Genomic DNA, 18,664 nt, shown 5'->3' with positions numbered 1-18,664 from the left:
CGTAATGAGTTTAGTCCAAACAAAGCACCTGGAATCCAGCATTTCAGGTGCTTTTTGTTTTGGTAAAATTTTAAAAATACACGATGCAGGCACTGCCTGAAGATCAAATGCTAGTACTAAGAATCAAGGCAATACTAAATTTTTTACCTATGCCAATTATTATAGCAAAATAAGCAACTTTAACTTTCCGGAATTCGTATAATTTTAGTAAAACGAATAGCTATGAAAGTAAAAGTAAATGAAAAACCTTTCTTACCGGATGGTCGTCATGTAGTAACGATTACAGAAGTAGAAGAAGGTACCAGCGAAAATAAGAATGTTCCTTTTATAAATTGCCGTTTAGAGAACGAAGAAGGTTTTGTCAATCAACGCTTCTATTTAAGCGAACCAGGTCAACCCATTCTAGCTGGTTTCTTAAGAGCGGCCGGAATTGACAAATCTGAACTGGACACCAAAGAGCTGCAAGGAAAAACACTCTCGGTAGAAGTAGAAGAACGAACTTACGAGGATGCTGACGGTAAAGAAAAAACCATTAAACAAGCCACTAACTTTGAGCTTGCCGGTCAGGCCACTACCTCTAATAAGATTTAGCCATTACCAAAATTAAAAAGGAGCCTCATAGCTCCTTTTTTAATTTTGGACTTGCCTGGAACATCTAAATACCTGCTTTTTCAAAAATTTCCCTATTTGCCTACTCAAATTATGGATAGGATCGTCTATCTGTTTTAAACAAAGTTGGTTGCCCGTACTAATCTTTTACAAGTACAAGATCTTACCCATATTTGAATCACTTCCTGGTAGAGTAAATGGCGATATCTTCAGAACCAATCCACTCTTTCAAAATTTTTTCTGATAATACATTCCATCCTTAGCAACAACCCTTTACATTTGAATAATAATCAAATATATGGCCGGTAAACGACAAGCAGCTTTAGGATTTATTTTCGTAACTCTTCTTATTGATGTAATTGGCTTTGGTATTATTATACCGGTCATCCCGAAGCTCATCAGCCAGCTTATTCATGGCAATTTAAGCGACGCTTCGCGTTATGGCGGTTGGCTTATGTTTGCTTTTTCGATTATGCAATTTCTTTTCTCGCCGGTACTCGGTAATCTTAGTGACCGCTATGGCCGGCGACCCGTGTTGCTTATTTCTTTATTTGGCTTTGCTCTGGATTACTTATTTGTCGCTTTTGCGCCCACGCTGGTCTGGCTTTTTGTGGGTCGTTTAATCGCTGGCATAACTGGGGCCAGTATGACTACGGCTATTGCCTATATAGCCGATATTAGTACCCCCGAAAAGCGAGCTCAGAATTTTGGAATGGTAGGAGCTGCATTTGGACTAGGTTTCATCATTGGTCCCGTAATTGGAGGAGTGCTCGGGCAGTTTGGCCCGCGTGTACCTTTTCTGGCCGCTGCTGGCCTTACTTTAATTAATTGGTTATATGGGTATTTCATTTTACCAGAATCCTTAGCTCCAGAAAATCAACGGCCTTTTAACTGGAAACGGGCTAATCCCATTGGTTCGCTGTTGCAGTTGAAGCGCTATCCGGTAATCATTGGTTTGGTAAGTTGTCTCATATTCATTTACATTGGAGCTCATGCTACTCAAAGCACCTGGGCATACTACACCATGGAAAAATTTAAGTGGAATGAAGCTTGGGTAGGTTATTCGTTAGGAGCGGTTGGTTTTATGGTAGCTTTGGTTCAAGGAGGTTTAATCCGGTTTATCAATCCGCTTTTAGGGCCAAAACGTTCGGTTTATCTGGGCTTAGCCTTGTACACTTTTGGATTTGTTTTATTTGCTTTTGCTACTAAAAGCTGGATGATGTTTGCTTTTCTGGTCCCTTATTGTTTAGGCGGTATCGCTGGACCTGCTATACAAGGTATTATTTCGGGTCAAGTACCCCCTAATGAACAAGGTGAATTACAAGGCGCTTTAACTAGCCTGATTAGTGTAACATCTATTATTGGTCCTCCATTAATGACAAACCTTTTTGCTTATTTCACATCTAATGCAGCCCCCTTTTATTTTCCAGGAGCACCTTTTTTAATGGGAGCAGTTTTAACATTGATAAGTTTGTTACTAGCTATCCGGTCGTTAGCTAATTACCGATCGCCAGTAAACATTTCTAAAGAAGTGATTACTCCGGTTTAAAAATGCCCTAACTTTAGTTCTTTACACAATAGTTTTTAAGATTATTAAACGTTAGATTTAAAAAAAGCTGTTCAAAATACGTGTTAAAGTCTTGACTTACTTTCTATAGCAGCTGGTTTATAACATTTAATCTTTATTAGAATGTAAAAATAAAGAGTTTATAATGGTTACAAGACCGGAAAAGTTTTTGAGGCGTTTACAGTAGCTAGTTCTGTATTTCGGATCCTAATTAATAATTATGGGAGATTGCATCTAACTTTTTCCGACTATTAGATGAAAATAGCAATTTCAAGACTAGATTATGTTTTAGGATTATAAACTTACAGGTAGTAAAATGACACTTTTAACAATAAAGGCTATTAAAACCAGTAAACTGTTCTTTAGTCTTATTGTCAACGAAAAATTACCTGGCAAATACCAGACACAAAGATTTGTAAAAACTTATGTACCGATTAAGCTTATTATGCAAATAAACGATCGGTGAGTACAACTAAATTTAGTCTGATTCAAGTACAATAGAGTACCCTATCTTTTCCTGATTAATTTAAAAAATTTATATCCTATTGTCATACTTGTAATTAACTTACTTGTATTTTGCCTCTATATTAATTAATTTTTTTAATAATGGCTTAATATTTGTAATTTCCCTTAGCTTAAAAACAATTTTACTAATCTTACAATTTTAACTTGCCCTGTAATGCTTATAAATATTAAAAAAATATAATATATAGTAACAACAATATAACTTCGTTAACGTATATTTGCTTTAAAGTCAGTGAAGTCGCTTCCATATAGTTTTTAAAGTAAGAACAAATCATATCAGTACTAATACTGGACAATATAAGTAAGTAATATAAAATATCCCTTATTAAAATATAAAGATTTGATTTAACTTTTAGAACGATTTTTGTTCAATAATTTAAAATTTTTAATCTATCTTTAATATTTATTATACTTTTCTTTAGAAAAAATCTATTTACTTTGTAATTATAATACTTTAAAATGCTCTACACCAATAAGAAGATTACCAGCAGAATGTATAAAATATTTTATGTGATACTGCTTCTTTTTACGTTTTCGTGTAAAACCGGTCGGGATTTGGTTTACTTCAGTGATTTACAAGCAAACAGCGACCAAAGCGTGAATATAGTTAATACCCTGGATCCTAAGATTCAACCGGATGATCTTCTTTCTATTACAGTGAGCACCTTAAATCCAGAATCAAATGCCTTGTTTAATAGCGGCATTCTATTACCAAACCTTAATAATGCTAACAATATCAACGGTAATGCTATTAAAGAAGGTTATCTCGTAGATAAAAATGGGTTTATCAGTTTCCCGGTATTAGGCCAAGTTAAATTAGCCGGGCTTTCCAAGGAAGAAGCTACTAAGAAAATGATAAACGAGCTTAAAAGATACATCAAAGGGGAACCAATTGTTAATATTCGTTATTTAAACTTTAGAGTTACTGTTATTGGTGAAGTTAGCAGACCTTCCACTTTAGCAGTACCTACCGAAAAAATTAACATTTTAGAAGCTTTGGGTATGGCTGGGGACATGACTGTTTACGGCAAACGGGAAAATGTTTTGATAATCCGGGAAAAAGAAGGTAAGCGCACCATTACTCGAATTAACTTAAATGATAAAGAAACGCTTAACTCACCTTACTTCTATCTTCAGCAGAATGATGTAGTTTACGTAGAACCAGATAAAAGCCGATACAGAGCTGCGCAAGCAAATACCAATAGAACCTATACATCGGTAGTAGTTGGTGTTATATCTATTGCTACCCTTATTATAACAAGATTTTTTTAATTAGTAAACCATGGTTAATAGAGAAGTTCTTCCATTTGAGACAGAGCCCGTAAGTTTAAAGAACGTTGTAAGTAAATATTTAAAATACTGGCACTTGTTTGTGCTATCGCTTCTACTCTGCATGGGCTTAGCATATGTTTATTTGTTGTATGCTACCCCTGAATACAGTATAGTAAGCACTATCCAGATTAAGGATGATAAAAAAGATCCGGGCGCTGCTAAAGCCGATGCTTTCAACGATCTGGATATATTTGCATCTACTAAAAACATTCATAATGAGATTGAAGTTTTAAAAGCTAAAAGTCTGATGTACCGAGTTCTTTCCGAACTCTCTATGAATGCCAGTTACTTTGTAGAAGGCCCAATTAAAGCAAAAGAGGTTTACGTTAATTATCTACCAATTAAAGTAGCCGTACGTCAGTTTAATCCGTTAGCGTATGACAATCAACGGATTGCCATTAATTTAGAAGATAAGAATACATTTACTTTAAAAGATGCTTTTGGAGTTAAAGCTTATAAGATCGGACAAGAAATTGTAAAACCTTATGCTACTTTTACAGTACAACCCAACCTTATTGCTCCGGCCAGCGATATTAAATATATTGAAGTAAAGTTTAACAACTTAACTAAACTGGCAAATTCTTATAACAGCAAACTAGAAGTTGCCCCCATTACGAAAGAAACCAATGTGCTTTCTATTACCTTAACAGATGCAGTTCCGGAAAAAGGAAAGGACATCGTGAATAAACTAATTGAGGTATACAATAAAGAAGCAATAGAAGATAAAAATAGTATAGCTACCAATACTGTTCAGTTTATTGATGCTCGCCTAAGAGATCTTACCGGAGAGTTATCTGATGTTGAAAAAAATGTAGAAAAATACAGAAGTCAGCATGCTTTAACCGATGTTCAGGCAGAAGCACGGTTATCACTTAACAATGCCAGCGAATACACCAAGTCGTTAACAGACTGGGATGTTCAGATAAATGTATTAACGTCTTTAGAAAATTACTTAAGAAGATCAGGTAGCCGATACGGATTAGCCCCAAGTAACTTAAACATTAAAGACCCTACTTTACTAGAACTTGTTACCAGATTCAATGCTTTGCAACTGGAGCGGCAACGTATGCTGCGTACTACCCAACCAGATAACCCATTAGTGCAAAATATAAACGAGCAATTAGCTAATCTGCAGACTACTATGCTGGAAAATTTAAAAAATATTAAGGGCGGATTAGTTATTGCGCGTAATCAGTTGCGCTCTAACCTGGCTCAAAATACATCCAGAATACAGCAAGTGCCTTCTATGGAGCGAGATTTATTAGAGATTAACCGCCAGCAAAGTATCAAACAAGCGCTTTATCAGTATCTGTTACAAAAGCGCGAAGAATCGGCGTTGTCTTTAGCGGCCTCCGTATCTATATCCCGGGTGATTGATGCTCCCGCTGCGGGCGATGATCCTGTAAAACCCAAAAAGCCTTTAATATTCTTCCTGGCATTTGTTGTTGGAGTAGGACTTCCTTTTGCCTTTGTCTTTATCAAAGACAGCTTTAACGAGAGAGTTCAAGAATTTAAAGACGTTGAATTAATTACCGCTGCTCCGCTGTTAGGTGAAATTTCGCATAACGACACCAGAGAAACTTTGGTAGTTACCGATAAAAGCAGAAGCTTGGTGGCTGAATTGTTCCGTCATAACAGAGCTAATTTACAATTAGCCACTCTCGGGCAGGATAACAAAGTTATATTAGTTACCTCCAGCATGGCGGGTGAAGGGAAAACATTTTTCAGCTTAAACTTAGCATCAAGTTTAGCTTTAGCCGGTAAAAAAGTGGCCGTGTTAGATTTTGATCTTAGAAAATCGGGGCTTACTCAAAATTTGGGTATTCCGAACGAAAAAGGCATCAGCAACTATTTAGCTTCGGAAGTATCTAGTATTGATGATATATTAGTTTCCTTGCAAACTGTTTCTGGGCTATATGCTATTGGATCTGGTCCTACTCCTTACAACCCAGCAGAACTAATTTTATCGCCAAAAGTTAATGAAATGATGGAAGAATTAAGAGAGCGATTTGATCATATTGTATTAGATACATCCCCAGTTGGGCAAGTAGCAGATGCGTTATCTCTCTCCCCTTACATCGACTCCACTATTTATTTGATGCGGTACAATTATACCTTTAAAGATCAGGTAAACATAATTGAGGATATTTATAAAAACAATAAACTCAAAAATCTTATGATGGTAATGAATGACGCAAAAAAATTAAAAGGATATGGAAGCTATGGGTACGGTTATACCGAAGAGAAGAAAGTTTCTTGGAAAATGAAATATAAAAACCGAGCTAATGCTTAGGTGATACAGAATTAACAAAAAACTAACCTAATAAGCTATTTTTTAAAATTAAGTAGCTCATTAGGTTAATAAATGGTACCAGTGAATAGTTAATCCTACGTATTTTTAAGATTAAAAATACGTATTTCTAACTTGCCGTTAAGAACTCAAACAATTGGTTATAAGTTTGCTTCTGCAATATCATATAAAGTTGCTGGCACTTTCTAGTAATTATTTAGAATTGTAATTCAGCCATTCTAATAACATCTATTATTAAAAAATGGATTCTCAAAACCTGAAAGGGAAAGTAGTAACAGGCGTTTTTTGGAATGTTGTTCAACTTCTTGTAAATAGATCTTTTGATTTTGCTATTAAACTTATCTTAGCAAGACTTTTATTCCCCAACCAATTTGGTATTGTGGGCATGGCATCAGTCTTTACTAGCTTTGTTCAGGTTTTTAATGACCTGGGCATTGCTTCAGCTCTTGTACAACGTAAAGATGAACAATTAACCGAAGAACATTACCATACTTCTTTCTGGACCGGAGTCATATGGTCGGTAGGAATATACTTAATCATTTTATTTGCAGTAGCTCCGCTAGCTGCCATATTTTATAAAGAACCATTATTACGAAACATTATTCCGGTCCTAAGTTTAGGAGTATTGTCTAGCCCAATAAATTTAGTGCATAGCGCACAATTAACTAAGAAAATGGATTTCAAGAAACTAGCCTTTATCAGCAACGTTTCTACCATTTTTTCGGGGGTTTTAGCTTTAATATTAGCCTATTTTGGTTTAGGAGTATGGGCTTTGGTATTTAATTCTGTGGCAACTTTTATTGTGGCAATGCCACTCTACTTTAGAGCAACGGGTTGGTATCCTAAGTTTATTTGGAGTAAGCAAGCGTTTAAAGATATTTTTGGTTTTGGTGTATACACCACAGGCACGAACTTATTTAATAACCTGATCCAAAAAATTGACTATTTGCTAATTGGTAAACTTTTAAGCGCTTCGGCTTTGGGAACTTACACGCTTGCCTTTGTGCTTACCGACACCTTTAGAAGCCAGTTGATGAATATCATGAACAAAGTAATGTATCCGGTTTATGGCAAAAAACAAGACGACATTCATTCGCTTAAACGCTACTACTTGAATGTTATTAAATATAATAGCTTGGTTATCTACCCCATAATGTTATTTTTAGTAGTGCTGGGTGAGCCATTTATTATAACCATGTTTGGCGCCAAGTGGCACGATACTATATTGCCCTTAAAAATATTATCCTTGGCTGTTATGGTGCACATGATGGTGAGTAGCCATAGTTCTCTGATAAGAGGACTTGGCCGGCCAAAATTAGAGATGAATTTGCAACTATTTAAAGCCGTATGTCTTTATGCACCTTTAATATCGCTAGGCATTTATAAATACGGAATTGTAGGTGCTGCTTTAGGCTACCTCGTGAATAAAGTTTTAGAAGTAATAATAGCGCAATATTATCTTAAAAAGCTGTTAAACGTGTCAATTTTAGAGCTATTTTTTAATTTAAAAGCGCCGCTAGTAGCTACCGCCATTTCTTTTGCAGTATCTTATTCCCTCTACACCGCTAATGTACATTTTATATTATGCGCGCTAGTGATGGCCCTAAGCTATGCTGGAGTAGTTTGGTTATTTATGAGTTCCGAATTAACAAAACAGATTCAACAATTTAGAAATCGGAATAAAAAACAAGTAGCTATTTGAGATTAATTGAGAATTTACATAAAGAAATTTTTTTAATAAATTTCAGATTACTTGTAGATCAGAAGTTAATATTTTTAAATCCGAGTATATATTTCAAAACAATTGCTCAAGCAACTTATTAGCCATCATTATCAATTCTCTTTTGGATATTACATTTATTAAATATTTCTAATTGTGCATCGTTTTCAAAAAAGGTTTATCCATGCGAGAAAACTATTTTAATGATACTTCTTTTTTAGGTACTGATAAGCGTTATTATCAATAATCAAATTTTTAGTTCTAATGTCTTCCGAACCTTTTATCTCCGTAATAGTTCCTACTTACCGTGATTGGAAAAGACTATCATACTGCATTGATGCTTTAGATAAACAAACCTATCCAAAAGAATCATTTGAGGTAATTATTGTTAATAATGATCCTAAAGATGAGATACCAACCGGGTACTTTTTACCAGCTAATATGGTAATAACCACCGAGAGTACCTCGGGTTCTTATGCTGCCCGAAACAAAGGAATAAGTTTAGCAAAAGGTGAAATATTTGGATTTACAGATTCTGATTGTATTCCTGATCCTAATTGGTTGATGAACGCTGTTCGATTTTTTAAAAAGAATCTGCAGTACGATAGAATTGGGGGAAAAGTAGAATTATTTTTCTCAGGTACACACTACACTTTAGCAGAAGCCTACGAAATTGTATACGCTTTCCGACAAGATGAAAACGTAAAAAAAGGGAGGTCTGTAACAGCTAATATGATTACCAAAAAGAAGGTTATAGATGTTATAGGCCCATTTAACCAAAATATGTATTCTGGTGGCGACTTTGAATGGGGAGAAAGGGCTTTAGCTAATAATTTTAAAATAGGGTATGCTCCAGATGTAATTATAAATCATCCGGCCAGAAAAGAATTAAAGCAAATTACCAAGAAAGCACGACGAGTAGTTTCTGGGAAAGCAGAGATGGTTAAAAGAAGCACCGTAGATAAGTATTTAAACTTCTTTTATGAGATGCGTCCTCCTGTAAAAGAATTTAAACATATTTTTTCAAGAGGCAAACAACTTAATATGAGATTAAAGCTTCTTGTTTTTTTAACCAGGTACAATATAAAAGTTACCCGGGCTTACGAGGAACTCCGATTAGCTCACGGGGCTAAACCCATGTATGATGCTTAACTAAGGTTATATTTTAGGTGCCGTTTAGCTACAAAATTAAAAAACTTAAGATACTGCATGTTATTAACAAACAGTACTTTATTCCCACACCTGTATTAAAATTGTTATGAGTGCCAATCCTTTTTTCTCCGTTGTAATTCCTGTACATAATAAGTTGCCCCACTTGGATAGGTCGGTAGATTCAGTATTAAAACAGACTTATCCTAATTTTGAAGTTATTCTGGTGGATGATGCCTCATCCGATGGATCCTCCGAAAAATTAGCTGGATTTCAGGATAACAGAATTAGCAGATTTCGTCGGGATACCCCTGGTCCGGGAGGATATGCTGCTCGAAACGTGGGTATAGACAATGCTAAGTATGATTGGATTTGCTTTTTAGATGCCGATGATGCCTGGGAATTAGACTTGTTAGCTACTTTAGCCGAAACAATTAAAGCTGATAAAGAAGTAGAGATAATTAGTTGGGGTTGGTATTGGACCAAAGGAAATGAAAAAAGATTAGACGCCTTCTCTTTAGCAAATAAAGCACACACCAGCAGAACCTTTACTCTAATTGATTTTTTAAAAGGACCACAGCCTATCTGGACCGGAGCCGTTGCCATGAAGCGAGAAGTACTGCTCAAGGCTGGTAAGTTTCCGGAAAAAGAATTTAGACGTGGGGGTGATATGGATACTTGGACCCGGTGCCTCTGGCAAAGCAAAAAAAGTGTTTGGCTGAATAAAACCATGTCTTATTACCACATTGATTCGGTTAACATGGTTACTCAAAAGGTGAATCGGGAAACAGGTTTTATTTTTTCACCTTTTTTGCAAAATCTGCTGCAAACTAGTAACGATAAGAATTTAAAGGAAGCCGTTAAATGTTATCAGAACCGGTATATCTACATTGATATAAATGGGAATGTGTACCAAGGCAGAGGAATAAATTATAATTTATTAAAAAAGATGAACCTGAATAGGCAAGGTTTATGGCTTTCTTTAAAACTTCATCTCAATAATTTAAGGCACTCTTTTAAAAGTTGATGAACTAATAATGATAGGAATCTAGTTCATGAGCGGCTTTCACGATGAATTTCTAAATTTTAGTTCGTAAATAAATACGGCTTAGCGCTACAGTAAAATAAGGCAAGATGATAAAGGATAGTAAAGCTACTACATGGGACTGGGGATTGCTCATTACTTACTGCGCGGTGGCGAGTGTTTTTTTTGGTACTCCTTTAATTAAGCTAGATGTAGGCTTTTTTCAACTGTATCCTTTAAGATTATTCGGCTTTGTAGGCTTTTTTTAATTTTATCCAGGATAGGCTGGGGAGATCCTTTCCTAGAAAGTTATTATAAATTCAGTGTAATCTTTTTATTACTAGGTTTAGTTAGCATTATCTGGGCCCCGGATACAAGCTTGGCCATTAAAGAATTTGGCATTTTACAAACCGGTATTGCCTTAACTTGGTTAGTTATTAGGTATGTTAATACTGAGGACAGAATAAATACGGTTATAAATATCTGGATTGTAGCGGCTTTATTTGTCAACCTCATTGGTTTCTATGAAGTAGTTACCCAAAAGTATTTGATAGCTAGTGAGGTTGGTGGCAAAACAGAGAGATTAGCAATGCGCATTGGCTTTCTTGCTCCACGAGCAATGTTTGCAAATCAGAACAATTATGCTTTTTTCAACTCCTTGACAACTCTTCTTTTACTAGGCAAGTTAATTAAACCTTATCGACCTTTAAAATGGTATGTTCTTAACTGGATAAGTTTGGGAATGAGTTTGTACTTACTTATAAGTTCTTATTCCAGAGCAGGTATAGCAGCCGTTGCTTTAGGCACTGCACTTTTTATAGTATTTTCATTAACTTCCCATAATAATTACAAACAGAATATCATTAAGATTGTAGCTGTTCTATTTGTACTATTTATCAGTGTACTAGTAATTGATACATCTATCTTAGACACTATAACTGATAAGTTAAATTTGGTTGTAGAAAAAAATGAATCATCTTCGGATGATACTCGCGTTAATATTTACACCACGTGCCTTAATTATGCCTTGGATCATTTAGGATTTGGTACCGGACCAGGATCTTCCATTTTTCCTTTGGATGGACTTCCTCCGCATAATTTCTTTTTACAAATACTAATGGAATACGGAATTGTTATTCTACTAGGAATGCTTTACTTCCTCTATATATCCTTTAGAAAATTCAGCTCGTACCAGAATGTTATTTCCAATGCTCTGCCCGCGATGTTTAAAGCCATGATATTAGTTTTTCCTATTATGGCAGTAGGACCAAGTACTATTATAGTTGAGGGAAGTTTTTGGTTGTGGTATGGGCTTTTAATAGCTTACAGCTCCATTATGATGCGTAAAAGCCACATGCTATATACTGCTGCAAAACAACGCGAGCTGACAATATAGACTACACGAATATGGAATTATTCATTGCTTCTACACCAATCATTTTTTAAATATTACATTACTAAACTTAGTTTAACTTCCGTGTTGTGCTCTATATTTGAAAGTCATCTAACATCAGCAATTAAAAACTGTGAAATGTTACCGCTAGGTTTATAGTAAACTTACAAGTTTTATGGAATACTTCGCTTTCATTTAAAAATATGTTTTAAATGGGGAAAAAATCACCTTTGGTTAAGAAAGTTATCTGACCAACTATTTATTTAAAAGTTAGGTGATTACTGCTAAAAAGAAAAAGCTATTCAAGTGATATAAGCAAAGATAACTGAGAACTGATAAAAATGATTACTTGTTTGTTTAGCTGGGAAGCAAGATAGCTGCTACCCGCAAGCAGATTAAAAAAATAATAAATGCATCTTTTATATGGTTAAGACTGGATGCTGTCTTGACCATAAATTCATGTCTGCCAGCAAACAGCTTATAATAATTATTATCGTTGGAGCAAAGATGCCGCTCAGGAATTTATTCAATAGCTTTGTGGGCGAAAGATGTGCCAGCAGACTAGATGGCGACTACCGGGAGAAGATCCGCAGAAATTTGTAAAAGGTTGTAGGATGATGCTGCTTACTAGCTTTGAAAACAGACGATACAAAGAAATTTGAAATTCTGCCTATATTATGGATGTTGGAAAGAACCTTGACCCAGATCCTAAATGCAAGATGCTAAAGCAAAGACCATGAAAGAACACAATATGCAGTCGATCTATGGGCTACTTAGCTATAATTTCTGAAATGCCTAAACGCTGATAATTCTGTCTGTAACACTTCGTCTTTTAATATCTAACACACTATCTCTTATTGAATATTGTTTTTTATTATTAATTTTGACTTTGTCAAATAACAACTACCATTGTTTGTGTAAAATGCACACTTCTAATCTTTTAAAATAAACACATAATCTTTTTTAATAAACAATTAGCTTCTGCCTAAAGTATGAATATAGGGATTGTTGGTGATTTTTATCCGCACCAAAGAAATATCAATGGAAAAATTGCTGAAAATAAATACATCTATGCTAACAAGACGGATTTATTTACTCTCAAAAAAGTAATAAATAAAAAGCTAAAAGTAAATATTTTTAAAATTAAGTATGACGATCAGTTTAAGTTTAAAGAAATATGGAAGAATAAAGAAATAGATGTATACCATTTTTTTAACAGTATCAGTTTATCTTCTTTTACACCTTGGGTTACTTCTTGTGAAACTTTAGTGCCTCGTTTGTCTCAAACACTTAACTGTCATCATGGGAGTCACCCAGATTATGCAGCCTTAAAAGAAGATAAAGAAGTTGACAATGCTTTAAATGCAATTGCTGATAAATCTTGCCTAGGCATTTTACCTTTGTCCGAGTGCTCTAAACGGATGCAGTTAGATTTTTTAAAGCACTTTCCAAAATACGCAGAAACTATTCAGAAGAAGACATTCGTTACGCATCCACCACAGAAACTGCTAGTAAAGCAGTTAGAAGATAAAAAATTAAATTACTCGGGCAAACTTCGATTTTTGTTTGTTGGTGGGGCATTTCATAGAAAAGGTGGCGTAGAGATGTATAATGTTTTTAATAAATTACGGCATCTATATGATTTTGAACTCATCATTGTGAGTAGCTTTGCACGTAGCGGGTGGGCAAAAAAAGAATCAGAAGAAGATGTTATCCAAGCCAAAGAGTTAATTAAAAACAGCTCTTGGATTCAATATTATAATTCTTTGCCAAACAATCAGGTACTGGAATTGATGAAGAACTCTCATATAGGTTTGCTGCCCACCTGGGCAGAAACTTATGGTTTTTCTGTTCTTGAGATGCAAGCAAGTGGTTGCCCAGTTATTACCACAGATATAAGAGCTCTCCCTGAAATTAATAATAATGATTTAGGATGGATCATCAATATTCCTAAAAACAGATTAGGAGAAGCCATTTATACAACAACAGCAGATCGCGCCGCCATTGCACAAGCTATAGAGAACGGTTTGGAGAAGTGTTTGATAGAAATCTTTAAAAATCAAGAATCTATTCAAGTAAAAGCGGAAAAATGCCTAACACAAATAAAGGTAAATCATTCTCCTGAAGCTCATGCCAATAAATTAAAAAGCATTTATAGTAAAAGCAGAAATTAATGTTTATTCATGTGTTTACTCATAATTTCCAAATAAGAGCTACTCTAATTCAGGGTGGCTTTTTTATTAACATTTAACTCATAATTATTATATTTACTAGTTGCCTTGTTGAGTATCACTATTAAAGCAATAGAGGTAAATATAGCGGGCAATTAGCAATATTTATACTTCTTTTTATTATCTTAAATCAGTCAAGTCAAAAGTTGAACATACTTCTTTACTCGTTATTACGTCTGTATAAAATTCTTACATAACTGATTATACGATCTTTCATAAATTACAAACGCACCCTGTTTACGCTAATAATACAATAGAACAACACAACCGCATTTTTCTAATATTGTGTTTCATTTGTACTTTTGCATTACATACCACATCCAAACTAATAAGCATGAAGACATTTACACAATCCATCTCAATCCTATTAGTATTCTTATTAATCTTTACGTTAAGAGGAACGGCTCAATTAAGGCCTAATACCTTTTTAATGAATGCTGACCTTTTAATGCAAAATAAATTTAAAATAAATGCTGGAAATGAGCAGTGTTTATCAGCGCTCAAAGTACTTTTATCAGCAACTGCTCCATCGCTTATCCGTACGCCCTATTCTGTAGTAAACAAATCAATTACTCCGCCTAGCGGCGATAAACATGATTATATAAGTTTAGCTCCTTATTGGTGGCCTGACCCGAACTCAGCTACTGGCTTACCTTACATACGTAAAGATGGGCAGTCTAATCCGGAGGCAAGTAATATAAAAGATAATACTTACATCCGAGATTTATGTAAAGACATTAGACTATTAGGACTTTCTTATTATTTTACTGATGATGAAAAATATGCAAGTAAAGCAGCAGAACTATTAAAAGTATTTTTTTTAAATAGTGCTACGCGCATGAACCCTAATTTAAAATATGCTCAACTTATAAGAGGGGATAGCAGAGTATACGGTACTGGCACAGTTGATACGGAGCAATTACCAGAACTTATAGATGGCGTACAACTACTAATTGGATCTAGCTCCTGGACTTCTGAAAATCAGGAAGCCTTACAAGAGTGGTTTAATCAATATTTAAATTGGTTAATGGATAGCGAAGCAGGTAAACTAGCTAGCGCTTCTCCTAATAATATCGGTACTTTTTATAATCTTCAGATTGTTTCATATGCTTTGTTTACGGGAAATAAAGCTTTGGCAAAATCGATAATAGAGCTGCAGACTTACAATAGACTAGATGGCCAGTTCAAATCCAATGGGGAACAAATATATGAGCTTGCCCGGACTAATTCTTGGACCTATTGTAATAAAAATTTAAAAGGATGGTTTAACTTAGCTAGTTGTGCGGAGAATGTTGGTATAAATTTATGGAATTATACTTCGGCAAGTGGCAAAAGTTTGAAAAATGCCTTTCAATGGATGATGCCTTATGTTACCAGAACAAAAGTTTGGGATTTTGACCAAATTGGAGATTTTAAAATAGAATACTTTACTCCAGTTGCTAGAACCGCTTCTGCCATATACAAAGACTTAAATGTACAAGCCATATTATCCGAAAGTCATGCTCGTTTTGTATCTGGTTCTTACATGGAGCTTTTAACTTCACGTTATTATTAGTGTTTTTTAAATTTCCTATTTTCAAAAATACAAAGTTATCTTAAGTAAAAAGGCATGGTACATGTACCATGCCTTTTTACTTAAGATACTCTAATCACTATTACTAATTTGGCGATTCTCCAGAATTTCAACTAGCCGGTAAAAGAATATACTTTAACGCGAATTCACTTTAATAAGAAATAGGGAAGGTTACAAGTATTTTACTAAGTTCACGTAAAAAGAATCTTTGCATCCAGAACAAAACAGATAAGCAACAAAATGCTTTACTTATTTGATTGCCTTGCTGTGCTGAAGACTTTTTTGGGAGGACAACTTCTTATTCTCTATTCTGGAATTACTTCTTCTGTTGAACTCGCGTTACTTTGAACTTGGTAGAACACTCAAGGCCTTTAATTTAAGGCATCAATATAACTTTATTCTGGTAAACAAATTACAAATTCTCACTAAGAAGTAGCAATACATTTTTAAACAAAGAAGCTTATATATTATATATATTATAAAACTAGCAATAAATTAGAATTAAATTTTTACTTTTGCGGTGATATTATTAAAATATGCATAAATTATACAAGTCTAGAATAATTCATTATCTAACCTAAAGACTCCCAAGAGTATTTATTAAAAAAGATCTATATACCTGATTAAGAATAAACAAATTGGCTGAATATTTGCGAAGCCCAAACAGCACTAATTTATTTTAATATTATCTTATTCCTTGTTAAAGTTTAGTTTAAACAAAAGCAGCATGTCCGTTAAAAATGCTTTGCATATAAATAGTTATTTTCTGGATAATAAAATTCATTATAATCTTCGGAATGCTATTTTAAAATACCGACCGGATATCTTTTTGATTCCAGTTTATAAAAGCTTTAAAGCGGAGAAGCACATTGAAGGCTTAGAGGTAGATTACATTTTTACTAAGACTGATAAGATTTTCTTTTTTACTAAAGCCTTAAAAGTAATTAGGTTAGCATACAAGAAAAAACTTACGCAAGGGTATACTTACATACATGCTCATACTTTAATCAGCGATGGCATACCGGCCTATTTGTTGAGCAGAATCACTAAGAAAAAATTAGTGATAACCGTTAGAAGTGCAGATGTGGATGTCTATATCAAAAAGAGCAGGATATTTCGATCTATCGCTAATAAAATACTTACTACCGCTGATATGGTTTTCTTTGTGTCTCCAGCCTACAAGGAAAAAATCATAAACTTATTTCCGCAGATTGATAAAAAAAAATATTTCCCATTACCTAATGGAATTGACGACTTCTGGCTAAACAACAAACATAAAAAAGATAAAGAAACACAAAACCTAAATACCGTAAACATTCTTTTTGTAGGGCAGATTATTAAAAGAAAAAAGCTTGATTTATTAATCGATTTTATTAAAAAATACAACGATAGAAAATATGTCCTGAATATTGTAGGCAAAAATTTATTGAACCTAGAGTTTAATAAAATTTCCCAATCTGTTACAAATGGCAATGTTATCAATTACATCGGCGAAGTAAGAGATAGAAACCAGTTACTCGATATTTATAAAAACAACGATGTTTTCGTTCTGCTTTCTTACCGCGAAACTTTTGGTGTTGTCTATATCGAAGCTTTATCGCAGGGACTGCCAATTATTTATACCAGAGGCGATGGTGTAGATGGTTACTTTAAAGATGGGGAAGTCGGTTACTCTTGCAGCCATGAATCCATGGAAGAACTAAAGGAAAAATTAGATTTAGTTGTAGCTAATTATAGTTCCTTAATTGAAAATACGACAAGAGTTAGTCAGAATTTTGAGTGGGACTATTTAATTAAAAACTATATTACTAACATCAATAACAATCTTTAACTTAAAGTTAAGTTACCCCAATCATTAATTACCTTTTACAAGTAAGCTTTCTTGCAACTACAGAGCTGAGGTTAAATTTGCAAGCAGAAAATTAAGTATAAATGTGTACCTACTTTGCAGCTTTGATTTGATAACTCAACAATATAACACTTAGCACACTGATAACTCAAACGTAGGTATTAATACAAAATGAAAATTGTTTACTTTTATCAATATTTTGGTACTCCAAAAGGAGGTTGGAGTACCAGAGTATATGAAATGACTAAAAGATGGGTTGCGGCAGGCCATGAGGTTACTGTAGTTACCTCTCCTTACGACAAATCTGACTTACCTGTAGGTAAGGGATTAATATCAAAGTATAATTTTGAAGGCATCCAAGTTATTGCCATTAATCTTTTACAATCAAATAAACACCACGTACTTAAAAGACTTTTTACTTTTTGCGCCTTCTCCTTAATATCTATCTTTTATAGTCTTAAATTAAAGTGTGATGTAGTAATTGCCTCTTCAGGCCCCATTACAATTGGCTTGCCTGGCTTAACGGCTCGTTATCTCAGAGGAAAAAATTTGGTATTTGAAGTACGAGATCTTTGGCCCGAAGGAGCTATTCAGTTGGGCTTTATGAAAAGCAATTGGATGAAGAGCATAGCTTATGGCTTTGAAAAAATATGCTACCGAGCTTCTAGTCTTATTGTTGCCTGTTCAGATGGTATGCGGGATTCTATAAAAACCAGGTATCCCGAGACAAACGTGCTTGTTATTCCTAATGCGAGCGATGTAGAGTTATTTCAACAACCCATTGAATTAACATTGCCAGAATGGGCGCAAGAAAAATGTGTTTTTGTTTATACCGGTTCCTTAGGGTTAATGGACGATTGCCAACAAATAATTATGGCAGCCTTAGAACTGAAAAGAAGGGGAAACAACCAGGTTAAAATTGTTATGATTGGGGAAGGAGCAGAAAAGAAGTATTTACAAGAGTTTTGCGTAAAAAACGCTTTAGATAATGTTCATTTCTTAGGTCTCATTCCCAAAACACAAGTAATAGGTTGGTTGCAAAAAGCATATGGTGCTTTTGTTGTATTTAAGAATTTAGAAGTTTTGCAAACAAGCTCTCCGAATAAAATGTTCGATGCCTTTGCTGCAGGAGTGCCAATAATTCAATCCACGCAAGGCTGGATCAAACAAACACTCCAGAAGCATAACGCTGGTATCACTGTTTTACCAGATGAGCCGGCTATTTTTGCTGATGCCATAGAATATTTGGTAAACAATCCGTTAGTCCGAAACCAAATGGCGGCTAATAGTTTAAGCTTGGCTCAAAATTATTTTAATCGAAATAAGTTAGCAAATGACTTCCTGAATGCAATGGTTTTGTTAAATAATAAGCATAGATAAG

General features: G+C 34.5%; 12 protein-coding genes. All 12 read left to right on the top strand.

Features of this window, described 5'->3' with window-relative positions; translation table 11 throughout:
* Positions 1-222: 222 nt before the first annotated feature.
* Complete coding sequence (locus AHMF7616_RS22680; RefSeq protein ID WP_115374962.1) at positions 223-591, top strand: hypothetical protein; 369 nt, start codon at positions 223-225, stop codon at positions 589-591.
* Positions 592-907: 316 nt separating this feature from the next.
* Positions 908-2,158, top strand: coding sequence for a TCR/Tet family MFS transporter (locus AHMF7616_RS22675; protein ID WP_199474323.1), 1,251 nt, complete (start codon positions 908-910; stop codon positions 2,156-2,158).
* A 1,002-nt stretch (positions 2,159-3,160) separates the two neighbouring features.
* Positions 3,161-3,973, top strand: a complete 813-nt coding sequence (locus tag AHMF7616_RS22670; protein WP_233507710.1) for a polysaccharide biosynthesis/export family protein — start codon at positions 3,161-3,163, stop codon at positions 3,971-3,973.
* Between the two features lie 10 nt (positions 3,974-3,983).
* Positions 3,984-6,326, top strand: coding sequence for a GumC family protein (locus AHMF7616_RS22665; protein ID WP_115374959.1), 2,343 nt, complete (start codon positions 3,984-3,986; stop codon positions 6,324-6,326).
* Positions 6,327-6,585: 259 nt separating this feature from the next.
* Positions 6,586-8,046 (top strand): lipopolysaccharide biosynthesis protein, encoded by a 1,461-nt coding sequence (locus tag AHMF7616_RS22660; protein WP_115374958.1) that lies wholly within the window; start codon positions 6,586-6,588, stop codon positions 8,044-8,046.
* Positions 8,047-8,328: 282 nt separating this feature from the next.
* Positions 8,329-9,216: a glycosyltransferase family 2 protein gene (locus AHMF7616_RS22655; RefSeq protein ID WP_115374957.1), complete on the top strand. Its 888-nt coding sequence runs from the start codon at positions 8,329-8,331 to the stop codon at positions 9,214-9,216.
* 106 nt (positions 9,217-9,322) lie between these two features.
* The gene (locus AHMF7616_RS22650) at positions 9,323-10,240 is read left to right on the top strand and encodes a glycosyltransferase family 2 protein (RefSeq protein ID WP_115374956.1); all 918 of its coding nucleotides are present in this window, start codon (positions 9,323-9,325) and stop codon (positions 10,238-10,240) included.
* 376 nt (positions 10,241-10,616) lie between these two features.
* Positions 10,617-11,633: an O-antigen ligase family protein gene (locus tag AHMF7616_RS22645; protein WP_115374955.1), complete on the top strand. Its 1,017-nt coding sequence runs from the start codon at positions 10,617-10,619 to the stop codon at positions 11,631-11,633.
* A gap of 989 nt (positions 11,634-12,622) precedes the next feature.
* The gene (locus AHMF7616_RS22640) at positions 12,623-13,804 is read left to right on the top strand and encodes a glycosyltransferase family 4 protein (RefSeq protein ID WP_115374954.1); all 1,182 of its coding nucleotides are present in this window, start codon (positions 12,623-12,625) and stop codon (positions 13,802-13,804) included.
* Between the two features lie 391 nt (positions 13,805-14,195).
* A complete protein-coding gene (locus AHMF7616_RS22635; protein ID WP_115374953.1) occupies positions 14,196-15,416 on the top strand; it encodes an alginate lyase family protein in 1,221 nt (406 codons plus the stop codon).
* A 745-nt stretch (positions 15,417-16,161) separates the two neighbouring features.
* Positions 16,162-17,265: a glycosyltransferase gene (locus AHMF7616_RS22630; RefSeq protein WP_147275762.1), complete on the top strand. Its 1,104-nt coding sequence runs from the start codon at positions 16,162-16,164 to the stop codon at positions 17,263-17,265.
* A 189-nt stretch (positions 17,266-17,454) separates the two neighbouring features.
* Positions 17,455-18,663 carry a glycosyltransferase family 4 protein gene (locus tag AHMF7616_RS22625; protein WP_115374951.1) on the top strand — a complete coding sequence of 403 codons (1,209 nt, stop codon included), beginning with the start codon at positions 17,455-17,457 and terminating at the stop codon, positions 18,661-18,663.
* The last annotated feature ends 1 nt before the right edge of the window (position 18,664 follow it).

Source organism: Adhaeribacter pallidiroseus, assembly GCF_003340495.1.
Classification (GTDB): Bacteria; Bacteroidota; Bacteroidia; order Cytophagales; family Hymenobacteraceae; genus Adhaeribacter; species Adhaeribacter pallidiroseus.
The sequence above is the reverse complement of the archived record's forward strand: the minus strand, read 5'-3'. Positions and strand labels throughout refer to the sequence as shown.

What these genes read in the sequence shown, in the direction of transcription:
- AHMF7616_RS22680 (WP_115374962.1), top strand. Translation starts at nt 223, where the DNA reads ATGAAAGTAAAAGTAAATGAAAAACCTTTCTTACCGGATGGTCGTCAT.
- AHMF7616_RS22655 (WP_115374957.1), top strand. Translation starts at nt 8,329, where the DNA reads ATGTCTTCCGAACCTTTTATCTCCGTAATAGTTCCTACTTACCGTGAT.
- AHMF7616_RS22670 (WP_233507710.1), top strand. Translation starts at nt 3,161, where the DNA reads ATGCTCTACACCAATAAGAAGATTACCAGCAGAATGTATAAAATATTT.
- AHMF7616_RS22665 (WP_115374959.1), top strand. Translation starts at nt 3,984, where the DNA reads ATGGTTAATAGAGAAGTTCTTCCATTTGAGACAGAGCCCGTAAGTTTA.
- AHMF7616_RS22675 (WP_199474323.1), top strand. Translation starts at nt 908, where the DNA reads ATGGCCGGTAAACGACAAGCAGCTTTAGGATTTATTTTCGTAACTCTT.
- AHMF7616_RS22650 (WP_115374956.1), top strand. Translation starts at nt 9,323, where the DNA reads ATGAGTGCCAATCCTTTTTTCTCCGTTGTAATTCCTGTACATAATAAG.
- AHMF7616_RS22635 (WP_115374953.1), top strand. Translation starts at nt 14,196, where the DNA reads ATGAAGACATTTACACAATCCATCTCAATCCTATTAGTATTCTTATTA.
- AHMF7616_RS22625 (WP_115374951.1), top strand. Translation starts at nt 17,455, where the DNA reads ATGAAAATTGTTTACTTTTATCAATATTTTGGTACTCCAAAAGGAGGT.
- AHMF7616_RS22630 (WP_147275762.1), top strand. Translation starts at nt 16,162, where the DNA reads ATGTCCGTTAAAAATGCTTTGCATATAAATAGTTATTTTCTGGATAAT.
- AHMF7616_RS22660 (WP_115374958.1), top strand. Translation starts at nt 6,586, where the DNA reads ATGGATTCTCAAAACCTGAAAGGGAAAGTAGTAACAGGCGTTTTTTGG.
- AHMF7616_RS22640 (WP_115374954.1), top strand. Translation starts at nt 12,623, where the DNA reads ATGAATATAGGGATTGTTGGTGATTTTTATCCGCACCAAAGAAATATC.